Source organism: Arthrobacter sp. NPDC089319, assembly GCF_040684925.1.
Lineage (GTDB): Bacteria > Actinomycetota > Actinomycetes > Actinomycetales > Micrococcaceae > Crystallibacter.
Window position 1 is genome coordinate 72,389 of the sequence record NZ_JBFBGZ010000009.1, and the last position, 16,941, is coordinate 89,329.

Annotated in this window: 8 protein-coding genes; all 8 read right to left on the reverse strand. The window is 68.5% G+C overall.

Features of this window, described 5'->3' with window-relative positions; translation table 11 throughout:
• Positions 1-9: 9 nt before the first annotated feature.
• On the reverse strand, positions 10-1,527 hold the full coding sequence (locus AB0N75_RS14075) for a serine/threonine-protein kinase (RefSeq protein ID WP_364650964.1): 1,518 nt from the start codon (positions 1,525-1,527) through the stop codon (positions 10-12).
• Positions 1,524-3,062, reverse strand: a complete 1,539-nt coding sequence (locus AB0N75_RS14080) for an FHA domain-containing protein (protein ID WP_364650967.1) — start codon at positions 3,060-3,062, stop codon at positions 1,524-1,526. The genes AB0N75_RS14075 and AB0N75_RS14080 overlap by 4 nt, the downstream gene beginning before the upstream one ends.
• The gene (locus AB0N75_RS14085; protein ID WP_364650970.1) at positions 3,059-3,898 is read right to left on the reverse strand and encodes a protein phosphatase 2C domain-containing protein; all 840 of its coding nucleotides are present in this window, start codon (positions 3,896-3,898) and stop codon (positions 3,059-3,061) included. The genes AB0N75_RS14080 and AB0N75_RS14085 overlap by 4 nt, the downstream gene beginning before the upstream one ends.
• Positions 3,895-5,139 carry an RDD family protein gene (locus AB0N75_RS14090; RefSeq protein ID WP_364650973.1) on the reverse strand — a complete coding sequence of 415 codons (1,245 nt, stop codon included), beginning with the start codon at positions 5,137-5,139 and terminating at the stop codon, positions 3,895-3,897. Before AB0N75_RS14090 ends, AB0N75_RS14085 begins: the two co-directional genes overlap by 4 nt.
• Positions 5,124-7,658, reverse strand: a complete 2,535-nt coding sequence (locus AB0N75_RS14095) for a transglutaminaseTgpA domain-containing protein (RefSeq protein WP_364650976.1) — start codon at positions 7,656-7,658, stop codon at positions 5,124-5,126. Before AB0N75_RS14095 ends, AB0N75_RS14090 begins: the two co-directional genes overlap by 16 nt.
• Positions 7,655-9,007, reverse strand: a complete 1,353-nt coding sequence (locus AB0N75_RS14100) for a DUF58 domain-containing protein (RefSeq protein WP_364650979.1) — start codon at positions 9,005-9,007, stop codon at positions 7,655-7,657. The genes AB0N75_RS14095 and AB0N75_RS14100 overlap by 4 nt, the downstream gene beginning before the upstream one ends.
• A gap of 39 nt (positions 9,008-9,046) precedes the next feature.
• Complete coding sequence (locus AB0N75_RS14105; protein WP_364650982.1) at positions 9,047-10,018, reverse strand: MoxR family ATPase; 972 nt, start codon at positions 10,016-10,018, stop codon at positions 9,047-9,049.
• 96 nt (positions 10,019-10,114) lie between these two features.
• Complete coding sequence (locus AB0N75_RS14110) at positions 10,115-16,216, reverse strand: Ig-like domain-containing protein (RefSeq protein WP_364650985.1); 6,102 nt, start codon at positions 16,214-16,216, stop codon at positions 10,115-10,117.
• Between the last annotated feature and the right edge of the window lie 725 nt (positions 16,217-16,941).

Below are 16,941 nucleotides of genomic sequence, written 5' to 3' on the forward strand. Positions count from 1 at the left end.
GGCACGTGGCTATTCGTCGGCGCAGCCGCGGACCGGATCCGAGGCCCGGCCGTTCGCCCGTACCACCACGACTTCGATGCAGGTCCGGTCGTTTTCCGCCAGCGGCAACGCCGCCTTGGGTTCGCCGGTGCGTTCAGGCTCGCCCTGGCCCAGTGCGGTGACGGGCGTCCAGATGAACAAGTCGTCGTCGCGCGGGTCCGGATTGGTCCAGCTGAAGACGGCTTCGCTTCCCTGGACCCGGCCGTCCAGGTCCTCCGGCGGCACCACGTTGCCGGACAGGCCTTCCAACGCATTGGCCGGCGCCCGGCTGACCGGCGCATCGGGCTCGGCGGCCTCGGGCGCCGGCCCGTTCAGCACAAAGATGGCGCCGGCAGCTACGGCCACTGCGGCAAGCGCCCCGGCCGCCCAGGCCCAGAGAGGGCGGCGAGCGCCGGCGCCGGAATCCGTCCACTGGTCTTGCTCCGAGTCCCTCAGGACGGTGGAGACGTCCGGCTCCAGTTCCAGGCGCCGTTCGTCCGGCCGTGCGGGCAGCCGCTCGGTGCGCTCCGGGAAGACGGACCCGGCCGCGGGCGGCGCCGCGGTGGGGTCAATCGAGACGATCCCGCGGACCCGGGTCGCTTCGCCGTCGTCGGGGTCGCCCTCGCCCGCGGTGGGCGCGTCCTCCAGCACTTCGAACGGGGTGACCGACAGGTTCAGTTCGGCCTGGACCCGCTGCAGGGACAGCGCGAAGGCGTGCGCGGATTTGAACCGCGAGCCCGGGGACTTGGCCATCGCGGTGGCCAGGGCCAGTTCCAGCGAGGCCGGCACATCGGCACGGCGCAGCGGCGGCAGCGGTGCATGGGCAATGCGGTCCATCAGCTCGCGCTGCGAGTTGCTGCCGCCGGGCTGCATGAATGGGGAGCGCCCGGCCAGCAGCGTGTAAACCGTGGCGCCCAAGGCCCAGATATCGCTGCGGGTGCCGTTGCCGGCGTCGCCCTTGAAGGCTTCCGGCGGCGACCACGGAATGGACATGCCGGCGTCGCTGTCTGCGGCGTCGGTGCTGGAGGAGATGCCGAAGTCGGTCAGTGCCGGCCGGCTGTAGTCGGTGACCAGGATGTTGGCCGGTTTGATGTCGCGGTGCGCGATTCCCGCCCGGTGTGCGGTTTCCACGGCGGAGGCCACCTGGATGCCCAGGGTCAGGACCTCGTCCACGCCCAGCGGCCCTTGGCGGTAGCGCGTTTCCAAGCTGGGCCGCGAGCAGTACTCCATCGCCAGGTAGGAATGTCCGTCGGCGGTGAGGTTGGCCTCGTAAATCGTGACGATGAACGGGTGCGTGGACAGCTGCGCCATCAGATTCGCCTCGGATTCGAAGCGGCGGCGCGCATCCTCGGTCCTCAGCCCGGACAGCAGCACCTTGACGGCCACCCGGCGCTTGGGCCGGTCCTGTTCGTAAAGATAGACGTCGGAGAAGCCGCCCGAGCCAAGCAGCCGGACATACCGGTAACCGTCGATGTTCGGCGGCGGCGCGGGCGGACGCTTCACGCTCACGGAAGGTCCTCGAAGCGCAGCGAAATTCCGTCGCCCAGGTCAGCGATGTCGCCGTCCAGCAGCATGACCGCTTCTCCATGGCCCAGCCGCCGCGGAGCCTGCCGGCCGCGCAGCAGCACCGTGCCGTTGGTGGACTTCAGGTCCGCCAGGATCACATGCCAGCCTTCCAGCCTGACTTCCACGTGCGAACGCGAGATATCCCCGCTGGTGCTGTGCACCGGAACCAGCCGCGGCATCACGCTGCCCTGGACCCGGTTGGCCGAAGGCTGCCGCCCCACAATGACCGGCCGGTCCAGTTCCACCACGTCGCCGGTGGAGACCCGCATCCGCCCGAGTACCGGCCGTTGCACCTCCTGGGCGTCCTCGTCCAGCGAAGCACCGCAGAGGGCGCAGGCGGAACTGGTCGGTGGGTTGGCGTGGCCGGCCGGGCACATCCGGGCCAGCACCACCGGCGCGGTGCTCGGCGCCGGCGCCGGGACGGCGGCCGCGGGCGCGGTCGGAACATCGGGCAGGTCGCTGCGCATCAGCGTCTGCCCGTCATGGTCGCCCTCCTCGAACCCGGCAGGCTGCGGTTCCGGGGCCGCCGGTGCCGCGGCACCCGCGGAAGCGGAACGCGTCAGCCAGGGCACGGCGTCGATCAGGTCCGCCGGTTGGGCAGGCTTCCCGGCTGTCCGGCCCGCCGGAACATTCGGTGCGACGGCGGCGCGCCCCCGGGCGGCGGACTGCTGCTGCGGTGCAGTGGGCAAATTGGCCCGTTGCGCGGCGGCATGGACAACAGTTTGGTCCAGGTCGTCAACGGCCGCCCCGGCGTCCGGTTCGGTCTGGCCGCCGGCCGGCTCCTCGTCCGCGGAGACTGGATCGCCCGCGGCGGGAGCGTCGTCGTCGTGCTCATCCTCCGGCACGTAGATGCCGGTCAGTTCCAAGTTTTCGGACACCCCGGGCACGGCAGGAGGGCGCGCCGGTTCGACGGCTTCGCTCTGCCGCGCCGAATTGACGGTTTCGGTGCGCCGCGCCGGTGCCGCGGCAGCGCTGACGCCGACAGCCCGGGCAGCGGAAGCAACCTGTCCCTCAGGCTCCGGTGCCCCAACGGGAACCGCGCCCAGCCGAAGCGTTCCCAGCTGCACGGCGCCGGCGCGCAGCGGCAGCCACGGTCCCTGCTGGTCTGCCGAACCGGGCCCACCGGATCCGGCCGCAACTCTCACGCTGTCGGAGGCCAGCCGCCCTTCGGTCCAGCTGGAGACTCCGTGCCCGCTCAGTTCCCGACCGTCCGAATCCGCGGACACCACCACGTCTCCGCGGAGCACCGCGTGGATGCCGTCGGTGGTGGAGACGATGCCGAATTGGGGCATGGCGGACAGATTCGCGCCGCAGCCGGTAACGACGGTGCCCAGCAACGACTCGAGGGTGGCGCCGGACTCCAGCGCCTGCCAGAGCTGCTGCACCAAATCATCGGCGGCACCCGGTTCCAGAAGCACGGCGGTGCCGCCGCTAACCAGGCCGATCCAACTCCCCGGGCTGTACGTCTGGCCCGTCACCGGTCATCCTCCTCCGGGGCCTGCTCTCCGGGCGCCGCCAGCCGGGGCAGCGTCGTCGTATCCTCCTGCCGCGGCGCGGTCGAGGCGTCCTCCGGGTCGCCCTGGAGGCCGCCGGCGTCGATCACCACCACGGTGATATTGTCCCGTCCGCCCGAACGCAAGGCCGCCTGGATCAGCGAATCGACCGCGTCCTGCGGCCGGGACAGCGAGGTGAGGATGGTGTAGATGTGGTCATTGCTGACCTCCGAGGTCAGCCCGTCGGAACAGATCATGATCCTGTCCCCCGGTTCCACCGGCACCATCCAAAAATCCGGCTGGTTGTCTTCGCCGGTGCCCAGCGCCCGGGTGACAACATGCCGGCGCGGATGCACCAGCGCCTCCTGGGCGGTGATCCGTCCGGCCTCCAGCAGTTCCTGCACCTCGGAGTGGTCCACGCTGATCTGTTCGAGCCTGCCATTGTGGAGCCGGTAGGTGCGGGAATCGCCCACATTGAACACCAGCCAGTAAGGCACGCCGCGTTCGGAGACCAGCGCCGCGCCGGACACCGTGGTCCCCGCCCGGGACGCCGCCGCGGCTCTGATCCGCGCGTCCGCCCGGGCAATCAGCTGTTCGAGCTCGTGCGCGCCCAGCTCGTGGCTGGCCACGTAGTCGCGCATCGTTTCCACGCAAATGCGGCTGGCCACTTCCCCGGCCTCATGCCCGCCCATCCCGTCGGCCACCACGAACATGGTGCCGTCGGCCAGATACGCATCCTCGTTCAGCATCCGCCGCAGTCCGCGGTCGGAGCCGGCGCCGACGTTGAGCCGGAGGGCCCCGGCGCCCGATGCCGCGCTCATGCCGCTCCGATGGTGAAGCTGCGGTCGCCGAACTCCACGGTGGCACCGGGAGCCGCTGCCACGGGTTCGCCCGGGGCCAGCTGCCGGCGGATGCCGTCGGCGCCGGTCACGGCGGTGCCGTTGGTGGAGTTCCGGTCGGTGACCCACACGGTGGCGCCGTCCGCGCGCAACAGCACGTGGGTCTTGGACACCGAGCGTCCCATGTCCGCGAAGTCGATCAGTTGGTCGATGTCTTCGCCGGCGGCTGCGGCCGGGTTGCGCCCGATCAGGGCCGTCGTTTCGAGTACCACATCGCGCCCGTCGTCGAAGGTAAGAGTGAATGGGCCCGCCTGCGTGCCGGACGCTCGGACCAAGGTGGCGGCGAACTCCTCATCTGGATGTTCGTCCGCGTTGACACCTTCCGCAGCAGCGCCCACCGCCGCTGTGCCTGCCGCTGCCGGTCCCGCCATGGCCAGGGCGTACGACGGGGCGGCCTCCCGGCTGTCCACGTCGCCGGGCACCGGTGCGGGCGGCGGCACAGCGATGGCAGGAGCCGCACGGGCAATTGGCGAAGCAACCGGTGCCGGTGCCGCATCCGGGCCGAAACCCGGGATCGCGGAAATGACGCCGGAAGGCTGCGGGGCTGCCTCCACCGGGGAGCCCCCGTGTGAATGGTGTCCGTGCGGGGCGGCCTCGGCAAAGCCGGCGTGCGCATCGGTGCCCTCAGGTGCAAAGGCCGCGGGCCCGTACAGTCCGCCGGTGGTCAGCGGGTCGCGGCCCTGCGCCACATCCAGCACCAAGGTTTTGGCCACCTTGTCGTGCCAGCCCTGCCGCTTGTGGTTCCGGTCCCACAGGTTGGAGACCACCACCACCATGGCGCCCACTGCCAGCACCAGAGAGCCGACGGCGATGATCAGGCCGCGCAGGAAGATGGCGCCCCAGCCGGCAGCATGGCCGTCCTCGTTGGCGGTGCGCAGACCCAGCACCAGGTTGCCGGGAGTCTTGCCGGTGGTCGCTTCCCAACCCCACAGCCACACGGTATAGGCCAGCGACAGCAGCGATGCCAGTCCGAGCCAGAGGAACAGTCCGCCCACCGCCGAGCCGGCCGCGGAGGCGCTGCCGGAGGCCGCGGCCTGCAGCACTGCGGGGACGCTGGCGGCGTAGGCGGCCAGCATCAGGACGGCCGGCGGAATCTTGTCGATCAGCCACGCCCCGAGCCGTTTTCCGGCCGAGGCGCTGACCAGATTCAGTCTTGCTGCCACGTGCTGCTCCCGCCTTGTTCCGACCGTCCGGCCTGTGAGTCTACTGTACGGATTCTAGCCGCGGCCGGTGCGCGGCCACGCTGCGCGAGCCGCCGCCTGGCGTCGGCCAGCAGCGAGCGCGGCGAGTATTTGGCCCGCTGCCGCTGCCAGAAACCCAGCGAGCCCTTCATCTCCGCCAGCGACTGGTCCACATGGTCCCAATACTGCTGCACCTGGACCTCCGTGGGCTCGGCGGCCCCGAAGATCGCGGCGTCGGCCCGCCGCGCCAGCAGCGTGGTGCCCGCCGCCGTCGTCGGGAATTGCTCCGCCAAGGCGGACGCGTGCTCACGCCGGGTGGCATTGGCGGCCGCCCGCGCCCCCATGTCGGTGGCCAGCGAGATCACTTCGCGCCAGCCGCCGCCCACCCGCTGGCTGGGCAGGCCTTCGCTGGACCGCCGCTTGCGTCGGCGCAGCTTCAGCCAGGCGATCAGCAACAGCGGCGCCAGCAACACTGCCAGCGGAATGGCGGCCAGCCCCGCCGCGGCGAAGAGCCAGCCCCACTGGTCCCAGAACGACTTGTCCTGCTGCTCGGCGTCCTGCGGTTCCGGGGCAGTGTCCGGCGGCAATTCGGCTGGTTCCTGCGGCGGGGGCGGCGGCTGCAGGACCTGCGGCTTCGGCGTGGATTTGGGCTCCTGCTGCGGCGGAGTCGGCTCGTTGTCCTCGTCCGGCGTGGGATCGAACGCGACCCACCCGGCATGTTCAAAGGCCACCTCCACCCAGACGTGCACGTCCTCGCCCTTGATCTGCACCGGCCCGGAGCCGGAGCGGCCGTCCTGCGGATCCGGGTAGAAGCCCATCACCACCCGCGCCGGGATGCCCAGGTGCCGGGACATCAGCGCCATCGCGACGGCGTACTGCTCGTCGTCGCCAATCATCTGTTCGGCATCCAGCAGTTGGATCATCCGCCCGGCGTGATGCCCGGAGAGGCTGCGGGCCTCGTCTTCCTTGCCGTTGCTGAAGAAACCGTTCTCGTGCAGGTTCCGCTCCAGCTGGCGGACCTGTTCGATCGGCACCGTCGCTTCGCCCACGAACTCGTTGGCCTTGGCCGCAATGATGTCCGGCACCCGGACCGGTTCCGGCAGGCGGACGGACGCGAAGTCGTACTGCGCCAGCTGGGCGTCTTCCCACCGGCCCAGGAACGTGGTCTCCACCGAGTAGCCGTCGCCCGATTGCAGGTAGCGAGTGGTCAGCGCGGTCTTCGAGTCGTCGTTGTAGAACAACGAGCCGCCCAGCTCGCCGGCCCGGTCGCCGTCGAACGCCATGCCGTTGATCCGCCCGCCGGCCGGCAGCCAGACGCCGTTGTAATCCTCGATCCGGATGTCCAGCCGCGCGTTGTCGCCGCTCACCGGGCCCAGCGATCCGGCGTCGCCCACCGGTGTGAAGTTGCCGCCGCTTTCCGGGTTGACGTTATACACGGTGCCGTCAAAGGTATCCAGCGCGGCCAACCGCACCCGCTGGCCCTCCGGCAGCCCGGCCACGGTGAACAGCGTCTCGTCGGGCCGATCCTTCACGTAGCCGCGGAAATCCATCAGCGGGCTTGGGTAGTCATAGAGATTGACCGGGGGTACGACGACGTCGCGCAGCACCTCGCGGTCGCCCCGCGCCGTGAGCGCGGGGCCGGCCAGCGCCGTCAAGATCACCGCGCCGGCCAGCATGCCGGCGCCCAGACCCAGCCTGCGCCGCAGCCCCGCCCGGTGCGCGGCGGGATCAGCCAACGCCGGGCTGGCCGCCACGCCGGCGGACGCATCGCCGCGGGCCAGGTGGCGGTGCCACGCCAGCCAGGCCGCCGATACCGCAACCAGCAGCACGCCGCGCAGCACCGGCAGCGCCGGGACGTCGGTGCCAAAGGCGATGCCGAGCAGGAAAAACGCCAGCACCGGCAGCAGCGGCCAGTACGGTCTGCGGACGCGCCATGCCAAGGTGCCCGCCAGCAGGGCCGAGGCCAACGCGCCGAGGAACGGCACTACCAGCATGCCGCCGGTGACTCCCACCGGCGGGGCAACGGTGAGGATGTCCTTCCACGCGAAAACGAAGCCGGTCAGCAGGGTGCGCAGGGACTCCAGCGACGGCAGCACACCACCGATGGCTGCGGTGGGCGCGGCGAAGGCGCTGCCGAACAGCAGGTAGGCGCCCAGCCCGGCGGTGGCCGTGGACAACAGGCCCAGGCGGTAGCGGGCGGAGGCCAGGGACAGCAGCAGTCCGACGACGATGCCGCCGAAACCCGCGGTCAGGTAACGTCCGTTGCCGCCAAAAACGTGGTGGAAGCCGGCCAATCCCAGGCCGAGCAGCAGCACCAGGACGGCGGCGTCGATGGCCAGCTGGCGTCCCGGCCGCGGCAGCCAGGCTGCCAGTCCCCCGGCGGTCTGCGGACGCCGCCGACGCGCGGCGGGCCGCCCGGCGTCGTTCTTTCCGTCCCCGGCCCTACGGCGCGCGCGGGTCGGCTGCCGGTCCGGTTGCGGAGCGTTTGAGCCGCCGTTCATGCGGCGGCCTTCCGAAGCACGATGGCCAGGTCGTCAAGGCTGGGCAGCGACAACACGGACAGGTCGCCGATGGTCGCCCGGGCGGCCTCGAGTCCGCCGCCGCAGCGGATGGCGAAGGCACGGATGCCGGCGGGTACAGCGGACGATGCCTGGCGCAGCTGGGTGGCCGTGACCCGGTCTCCGACGACCAGGAACATCACGGACGCGTTGGGCACGGCCTCGGCGGTACCGCGGGCCAATTCCACCGCGGTGGACCGCTGCGGCTTGCCTTCGATCCGGGTCATTTCATCCAGCAGGATGCGGCCGGTTTCGCTGCGCAGCGGGCCCCGCTGGGTCAGCACGCTCAGGTTGCGCTGCTCGCGGATGGCCTGCAGTCCAATGGAGGCGGCCACGGAGACGGCCAGCTCGAAGTCTTCCTCCGAGCTGTATTCCTCGGTATTGGTGGAGACCGCGACGGCCAAGTGCGCGCGGCGGGTTTCCTCGAACTGGCGCACCATCAGCGAATTGGTTCGCGCCGTCGTCTTCCAGTGGATGTACCGGCGGTCATCGCCGGGCACATAATCGCGCAGCGCGTGGAAGGAGACATCGGCGCTGGCCAGTTCCTTGGTGGGCAGGCCCTCGAGGTCGCGGATGAAGCCGGAGGCCGAGCTGCCCAGGGCCGTGGTGCGCGGATGCACGAACAGATCGGTCGGCTCGGTCCACATCATTTGGCGGCGCAGCAGGCCCAGCGGATCCTGTCGCACAGAGCGGACCGGGCCGACCACGATGACGGCGCGGCGCTGCGTGGGGATGGTGAACAGGTCCTCGTGCACCTGACCGGCCTTCATCCGCGGCAGCTGGAACACCGCCGTGGCCGCTCCCACCGGAAGCTCAAGCGCAGCAGGCAACAACGGCTTGTCCGCGGTGTTCGTCACGGCCACGCTGCCCACGGCCCGGTCGCCGACGGCAACCCTTGTGCGTGCCAGATCTAATTCAACCCCGTAGGAAGAACGGCCGAGGACAAAACCGATGGCCAGCAGCAGCAGGAACAGTCCCATCAGCGCCGCGATCTTGGCTTCCTGCCAGCCGAAGGCGGCTCCGAGCACCAGCAGCAGCAGCGTGCTGCCGGCCATCACCCAGCCGAGTGGACTGACCGTTTCCAGTACCGGCCGCAGGTAGCGCTCGGCGACATTCTTCGCCCGCTGCCAGCCCGGCTGCAGGTATTGCTGGGTGAGCGATGCTGCTTCGGTAGCCAGCGAGGCCGGATGCAGCAAGCTGGACCTGTCCGGGGCTGCCTTGCGGATTGTTTCGCTGAGGCCGCCGAGCCTTCGGGTCTGCCCTGTGTCCCGCTGAGTCTCCGTCTCCGTCATACAGACGGCTCCGGCGGGAATCGATTCTCCGGCACGGCCTTAGACCGTCACCCGCTGCTGCGGGGCCGGCACGTCGGCCAGTACCCGGGACATCACAGCCTCCGGCGTGGCGCCGGCGAACTCCGCCTCGGGGTCCATCACGAACCGGTGGTTCCAGACCACCGGAGCCAGTTCCTTGATGTCGTCCGGCAGCACGAAGTTGCGGCCCTGGGTTGCGGCCCAGACTTTGGCCGCACGGACCATCGCCAGGGCGCCGCGGACGCTCACACCCAGACGGGACTCGGCCGCATTGCGGGTTTCCTCGCACAGATGCGAGACGTACTCCAGCACCGAGGTGTCCACGTGGTTGGTGGCCGCCAGGTCCGCCATGTCCCGCACGGCCTGCGGGGTGATGATCGGTGTCAGCGCCGCGGACCGGTCGCGGGTGCTCGCGCCGCCCAGCAGTTCCACCGTGGACGCGCGGTCTGGGTAACCGATTGACGTTTTGATCAGGAAGCGGTCCAGCTGGGCCTCTGGCAGCCGGTAGGTACCGGCCTGCTCGATCGGGTTCTGCGTCGCGATGACCATGAAGGGCCGCCCGGCGTCGTAAGTCACGCCGTCCACCGTCACCCGGCCCTCTTCCATCACTTCCAGGAGCGCCGACTGGGTCTTCGGCGAGGCACGGTTGATCTCGTCCGCCAGCACCACCGTTGCGAAGATCGGGCCCTTGTGGAACTCGAACTTCTGCGTCTTCTGGTCATAGATCGTGATGCCCGTAACGTCGGAGGGCAGCAGATCCGGCGTGAACTGAATGCGCGAGTTCGAGCCCTGCACCGTGGCGGACAGCGACCGGGCCAGCATCGTCTTGCCCGTGCCCGGAGCATCCTCCAGCAGCACATGCCCCTCGGCCAGCATGGCGGTGAGCACCAGCCGCACCACCTGGTTCTTGCCCAGCACGGCCTGGCCCACATTGGCGGCCAGCTTCTCGAACGTCTCGGCGAACCACTCGGCCTGCTCGGAAGTCATCGTCATGCTGTTCTCGGTCTCTCTTCGTCGTGCATCGGTGTCAAAAGCCTTTAGTTACTTTACGGAGCGGGGGGGGGCATGTGCGCCAACTCCCGTACGCAGCTAACACTTTGGCATCCCGTCAGGCTGGGTAGATCCCAGGGATCGTCCGCCCCATTGAACATGGATGCCCTTGACCACGAGACCGTTGTTCTGGCTCCTCGCTGGCGTCGCAAAAACCTGCTGGTACCACTTGGTCTTGTCGTTGGCGACGATATAGCACTTGGCAGTGACGACTGTCCGGTCCTGGTCCTTCGTCTCTCCATGGGTATTAGCCCAGTGCTCGCCTGCGCAACTTCCACCGCTGAAGTTGAAGCTGGTGAGTGTTGAGTTTTCCATGCAGGTCCGCTGCCCGTTGTCCAACGACGTTATGGATCCGCCGACCGTCAACTCCCAGAGCTTGGGCACCGGTTTTGAACCGCTGGTAGCAGACGTACGTGCGACAGCACCGGCCTCATTACGGGAGTTAAACGACTGAACTTCGAAGGTCACCCGCTCTCCATACCCATCTGTGTTCACAGTCTTAGTGCCGGACTTACTCTCTTCCTGCCACTTACTTCCATTCACGCGGACCTGAATCCGGGCAACGTCGTGGCTGCCCTCCGCGGGGGCATTCCAACTGAAGCTCACGCTCTTCTGTTCCGGTGCACCGTTCTGTCCGGAGACGCTTGGCGTGCCTGGAACACCGTACGGTTTGACGTTCGCGGAGGCCGCGCTCGGAGCACTCGAGTAGCTCGCGCCGTCGCTGTTGGCCACGGTCGTGATGCGGACGTTGACGACCTTGCCGTTGGCGAAGCCGCCCACCTGCTGGCCGTTCGTGATGGCCATGGTCCGGCCGTCGCTGAAGGTCGCCCGGTAGCTGACTTCACCGGCCTGGGCGCCGTTGCGCTGCGCCGCGGTGAGCTCGTTGAAGGACACCGCCACCGATCGGCCGGCCCCGCCGGTCTGCGCTTCCTTCAGCGCAACACCAGTCGGTGCGTCCGGCGCACCGACCGCCCGGCGGGCGTTGGACTGCGGGCTGGCCTCGCCCGAGCCGGCCTTGTTCCGCGCCGTGACGGAGTAGGTGTAGGCGGTCTCCGAGTTGGGTGCGGTGACGGTTTGCGACGTCGCGTTCACCGCCGGGAAGGTCCGGGTCAGTGTCCCGCCTTGGTATTCGCGCACCGTGTAGTCAAGGATCTCGCCGCCGTTGTTGGACGGCGCCGCCCAGCTCACCTTCAACTGGCTCTGGTCGCCCACGGACTTGACCCGCTCGGTTGCCGGCGCAGTGGGCGCAGCCGGTGGCCCGGCGGGCACCTCGGGCGCCGAGTAGGCACTGAACTCGCTGGGCTCCGGAGCCCGGTTGTGCGCCTGCACGCGGACCTCATAGGCCTGGCCGTTTTCCAGCCCCTCCCACTGATAGCTGGTCCCGGTCAGGCCGGTCTTCTGCAGCTGGCCGTTCGGCGGTGCTGGCGAGATCTCCAGCGTGTAGCTCTCGATCACCGAGCCTTCGTTCTCGGGCGCGGTCCAGGAGACGCTCAGTGACTTGTCGCCGAACTTCAGCTGCGGTGCCGCGGGCGTTGCGGGCCGTACGTCGGGCCGCGCCACCGCGGACTCCGCAGACGGATCGGACCTGCCCACACTGTTCTCCGCCGTCACCGTGAAGGTGTATTCGACGTCGTTTTTCAAGCCGGTCAGCGTGCAGGTGGTGGTCGCGCACTGCTGGCTGAATCCCCCACCCGCAGCGTTCACGGTGTAGCCGATGATCTGGTCGCCGTTGTCGCTCGGCGCCGTCCAGGACAGCACCACGCTTTGGTTGCGGACTGAATCCACCAGCGGCGTGCTGGGCGCTTCCGGCCGGCCCTTGACCACCAGCACGATGTTCGCCGTCGCTTGCCGGCTGCCCTCGCGGGTCTTGTCCTCCACCGTGTATTCAACGTTCATGGTGCCGGAGAAATCTGCGCCGGGCGTCACAATGATCCGCTCGCCGTCAATCTCGGCGGTGCCACCGTTGCCGGCAACGACATTCACGATCGTCAGCGGCGTCTCCGGGAACGGATTGACGTCATTGGCCAGCACCTCCACCGGCAGGGCTTCGCCCTGCACCGCTTCCGGCACCTCGTCGTCGTTGGCCACCGGCAGCGGACGCGTGGATGCGGTCGCCGCCACCGTCACGCGGCTGCTCACCTTGTCCGAGCGGCCGTCGGTCACGGAGAAATTGACGACGCCGGTGGCTCCCGTTTCGATCTCGGCGTCCGCCGACACGCGCAGCACGCTGCCCTCCAGACGGACGTCGAAGCCTTCCGGCGTCCCGCCTTCCACGGCAAACTCCAACTTCTCCAGGTCCTCCGGGTTCGGGTCGCTGGCCAGCGGGCGCAGGTCGTAGCTCACGGCGTCTTCACCCTTGGCAACCTCCAGCGTTCCGGTGGTCAGCTCCGGCGGGAAATTCCGGTCCTCGTCCGGAATCACTTTGGTCATGATGGTCAGCGTGGACTTGAGCCCCTCCGGGTCGTCCGGGCCCGAGCCGTCGGTCACCTCAAACGTGATCGAGCCAAGGCCGGCATAGTCAATGTCCGCCTTGTAACTGAGCGTGCTCTCATCGGCCATCCACTCGTCGTCGCTGGTGCCGATCGCGCTGATGCGCTCCCCCTCAGTGATGCGCGGGGTGCGGCCCGGCCGCACCTCCACCAGTTCGGTCAGGTCCAGCCGCAGCTCGTCGCCGGCGGTGACGTCGCGCGGAGTGTTGTCCCGCAGCACGGGGTACTGCTCGCCCAGCGGCGGCACCCAAATGACCGCGGTGGCCTGCAGCCCGTCCACGTCCCGAACCGTGTACGGAATCAGCTGCACGTCCTCGGTCAGTTCCACGTTGACCTGGCCGTCGGCAACCGTCCGCGCCGTGGGGTAAGCGCCGTCGACGATGACTTCCAGCTCCTTGGCCACGCCGTCGGGATCCTCGTCGTTCTCCAAGACAGGGACGTCGACGGCGGTGCGCCCCTTGATGTCGGCCGATTCCACCCGGTCGTCGCGGGCCAGCGGCGCCTGCAGCGGCGCGTCAGGGTCCACTTGGACCGTCACAGTGCCCACTGCAGATCCGCCGCGGTCGTCGCCCACCGTGTACCGCGCGTTGACCGTGCCGGCTTCGGCAGGGGTGGTCAGGTAGACGCGGCCGTCTTCGGCCTTGGCGCCAATCGACTCCGGCTCGCCGACAACCTTGTCGGCATCCAGCACGAGCGCGTCGCCGTCCGGGTCGGAGTCGTTCTTCAGCACGTCCACGGCCACGGTCTTGCCCGGCCGGATCTTGATCCCGTCGTCGATCGCCACCGGGTTCTGGTTGCTGTCTTGGGCCGGGGCAATGCCCACCAGGACGGTGGCGGTATTGACTGCGCCCAGCCGGTCCTTGACCCGGTAGGTGAACGTGTCGGTCCCGGCGCCTTGTGCCGACGCCGTGTAGTCGATGTAGTTGGGTCCGGCCACCGCCGCGCCCTTATCGGGTGCTTTGTCGATACCCGTCAGGTAGACGGAGTCGCCGTCGGGATCGATGCCGTTGAGCGGGATCGGGATCCTGACCGTGGAACCTGCGATGGCCCGGGCTTCCTGGTTCTTGGGAGCAGGCTGGGAGTTGGATTCGTCGTCGCGCGGAATGATGTTGATCCGCAGCTGGGCGGAGTCCTTCTGGCCTCTGGTGTCTGCTACTTCATAGACCGCGTACACGGTTTTCGCCTGCTGCCCGGCGATGAAGCGCACTGTGTTCCCGGCGGTAAAGATCTGGCCGTCTGCAGGGTCCGGGGTTTCCGGAAGCTCGTCCGCCAGCGTCATCGTGTCGCCGTTGGGATGGGTGTCGTTCGCCAGCACGTCCACGGTCACCACATCGCCGGCACGCACGGTGGCGGTATCGGCTTCGGCCTGCGGCGGCAGCAGCTTCTTTGTGCCCTCCACGGAGATCACGCTGACTTCGCCCGTGGCCGAGGCGGCGCCGTTGGAGACGGTGTAGCCGATGGTGGTCTGCTGATGCAGTCCCTTCACATCGGAGATGCGCAGAATGTTGTGGTCCAGCACCTCGACGGCGACCGGCGCGCCATCCGCTTCCACCGAGGTGACCACCAAGACGCCGCCGGTAGGGTCGGCGTCGTTGGCCAGCACATCCACCAGCACCTGGCCGTTCTGCGGCAGCAGGGCCACGTCCCGCACAGCCACTGGGGCGCCGTCGCCTTTGTCTTCGGTCGCGTCGATCCGGATCAGGCCGGTGGTGCTGGACGGGCCGTTGGTGACCAGATAGGTGAAGTAGTAAGTGCCCGCCTTGTCCGCCGTGAACTTGACCGTGCCGGCGTCATAGTCGGGCATTATCTCGGTGTTGGCGGTGGAGCCGGTCTTGGCCAGCCTCAGTTCGCCGCCGTTCGGATCCTGGTCGTTCTTCAGCGGAGCGATCTGGATTTCCTGGCCCACGGTCGCGGAAAAGTGGTCGGCGTTCGCCAGCGGCGGCAGCGCGCCGGGTGGCCGGACGTCGAAAACCACCACCTCCTCGGTGGTTTCGGATCCATCGGAAACCCTGACCATCACGTCCTTCTTGCCGAAGGTCTTGCCCACGTCCTGGAAAGTCAGCAGCCCATCGGGTCGGGTGCGGACCAGGTCACCGTCTGCGGTGTTGTCCGCATCGTCCAGGAACAAGTCATCGCCATCTGGATCGATCCAGTCGCTGAGGATGTTCTGGCTGATTTCCCGGCCCTGTTCCACCAAGATGGTGGTCTTCCGCTTCGGTTCCGGCGGCAGGTTGCTGCCCTCGGCGCGGACGTCGATGGCCACCCGCGCCGAATCGCTGCCGCCGCGGCCGTCGTCCACTTCGTAACTAAAGGTGTGCCGGCCGGGAGGCGCGTCCCCGTTGACCAGGATCTGCAGTCCGGTGCTGTCGTAGATTCCCTGCACCTCGCCGATGCCGGGGCCGTCGCCGGTGAGGCGGGCGGTGAGCACATCGCCGTCGGGATCTGAATCATTGTCCAGAATGGTCAGCGTGGTGGTGCGGCCCGCCCGGACGCCGAACGTGTCATCCTGCGCCACCGGCGGCTGGTTTTCTTCGGTCCGGTCGGGCAGCGTGTTGACCGGGTTTTCGTCCGCGGAGTCCTCTTCGTCCTCTTCGTTCTCCTGCTCCGGCGGGATCAGGTCGCTCCAGTTGTCCACCAACTGCATGTTTTCGAGCACCAGCCAGACGTTGCCGGCGTTCACATCGTTGAGCACCACAACATCCCGGTTCACCCGGAACACCAGCGAGGCGTTCGCACCGATCCCCTGGATGGGCTGGGCCAGGTCATCGGCGTCGTTGCCGCAGTCGCGCAGATAGTGGTTGATTCCCGCCCAGGCCGCATGCAGGCAACCTGCCAGCTGGACCGGGGCCGCCGGCGTTCCGGTGCCTTCCATCGGCACGATTTCCGCGTTCGAACCGTTCAACGGCTGCTTGATCAGCGCCGACTCGGTCGCCACCGCCACAAACGAGCTCTCGTCGCCGCTTTGCTGCAACGCGCCGCCGCGGGCGTCCGGCAACGCGATCTCACGGCCGCCCGGCAGGACCAGCAGGCCGGCCTCAGCGTCGAACACCACGGACTTTTCGCCCACGGCGGCTAGCTGCAGATCCCCAGCACCGGCCAGCGCGTCCACCCGATCGGCGCCTGTGCGTCCGGCGATGCCGTCTTCGTTGACCTCGAAGCGGACTACTTCGCCGGCGCCGGGGTCGGCGATGAAGACAGTGTCCTGCTGCGATACCGTGGCCACGCTGCCCTTGGCATCGGTCAGCAGCGGCTCCGCTGTCTCCTCGTTGAAGGAGCCGAGCTCATTGGCCGGGCTGATCCAGATTTGGCCCTTGACGGTATCGGTGATGGACAGCAACTGATCGCCGAAAGCCACCTGCGCGTTGCCCGGCAGTTGCCGCTCCGCCCCCCGTTCCATCTGCGCCACATCCACCGGGCTCAGCATGGCCTGGTCCTGGTTTTCCATGAATACTGTGCCGGCACTCTGCATCACATCGAAGCCGTCGCTGTTGGCCCGGAAGCCGCCGTCCAGCACCTGGGACTGGTAGTTCAGGTGGCCCACCATGCCCTGGCCGTTGTTGGTGACCCATACACCGCCGTCGTTCAAATCCACATCAGCGGTGGGGAAACCCTGATAGTAGATGGCGCCGCCGACCACAAGGGCAGTAGCCAAGGAGAAAGTCGTCGTCGATGCAAGCGTCTTTCGCCGCCGCGTCCGCCCCAACATTTTCCCCCGCAATGTCATTCTTCCCTTGTCCAGCTCACACCTTTGTTGTGCCCCGTCGTAGGCAACGACCCTAGCGGCAGGCACCCAAAGACGGCCCCTGGCACGCCACGGACCCTTACCGACTATTACACGTATAACCAGCGGGCGTAAACCCCGCCGCATGGGGAGAACTCCCCTTCCCAGAACCACGACCCATGCACGACGGCGGTGCCTACCGCTTGAGCGCCGCCTGATCTTCCCTTGTTGGTCCCTTGATATTTTCCTGCTCAACCGCAGCGACTTTGGATGGAACGCCGAGACTTCTCCTGACCTCGCCACACCTTTCCGTAGGGCACTCGTGCGGTTCGCATTGGCCTCCCGTCCACCCGAGCTTCCCCGGCCGTCTGTCCGTCCCAACCTCGTCCGGCCCCGACCAGTCGTCCTCTCCCTCATGCCGGCCCGTGCACCTCCCCGACCCCGGTTTGCTGACCCGTCCCCCACCTCCCGGCCGTCGCCGACCACCCGGCCTCCCCGGCCCCCGCCTGCTGACCCGCGCCCCTCCCCGGCCCCCGCCTCCAGACCCGCGCCCCTCCCCGGCCCCCGCCTGCTGACCCGCGCCCCTCCCCAGCCCCCGCCTCCAGAGCCGCCGCTTTTCCCACGCCCCGTCCTCCTGTCCTGTCCTCCACAGCCTG

Bases quoted from the DNA above. Each gene is read 5' to 3' on its own strand.
- AB0N75_RS14085 (WP_364650970.1), bottom strand. From the start codon at position 3,898: ATGAGCGCGGCATCGGGCGCCGGGGCCCTCCGGCTCAACGTCGGCGCC.
- AB0N75_RS14105 (WP_364650982.1), bottom strand. From the start codon at position 10,018: ATGACGATGACTTCCGAGCAGGCCGAGTGGTTCGCCGAGACGTTCGAG.
- AB0N75_RS14100 (WP_364650979.1), bottom strand. From the start codon at position 9,007: ATGACGGAGACGGAGACTCAGCGGGACACAGGGCAGACCCGAAGGCTC.
- AB0N75_RS14095 (WP_364650976.1), bottom strand. From the start codon at position 7,658: ATGAACGGCGGCTCAAACGCTCCGCAACCGGACCGGCAGCCGACCCGC.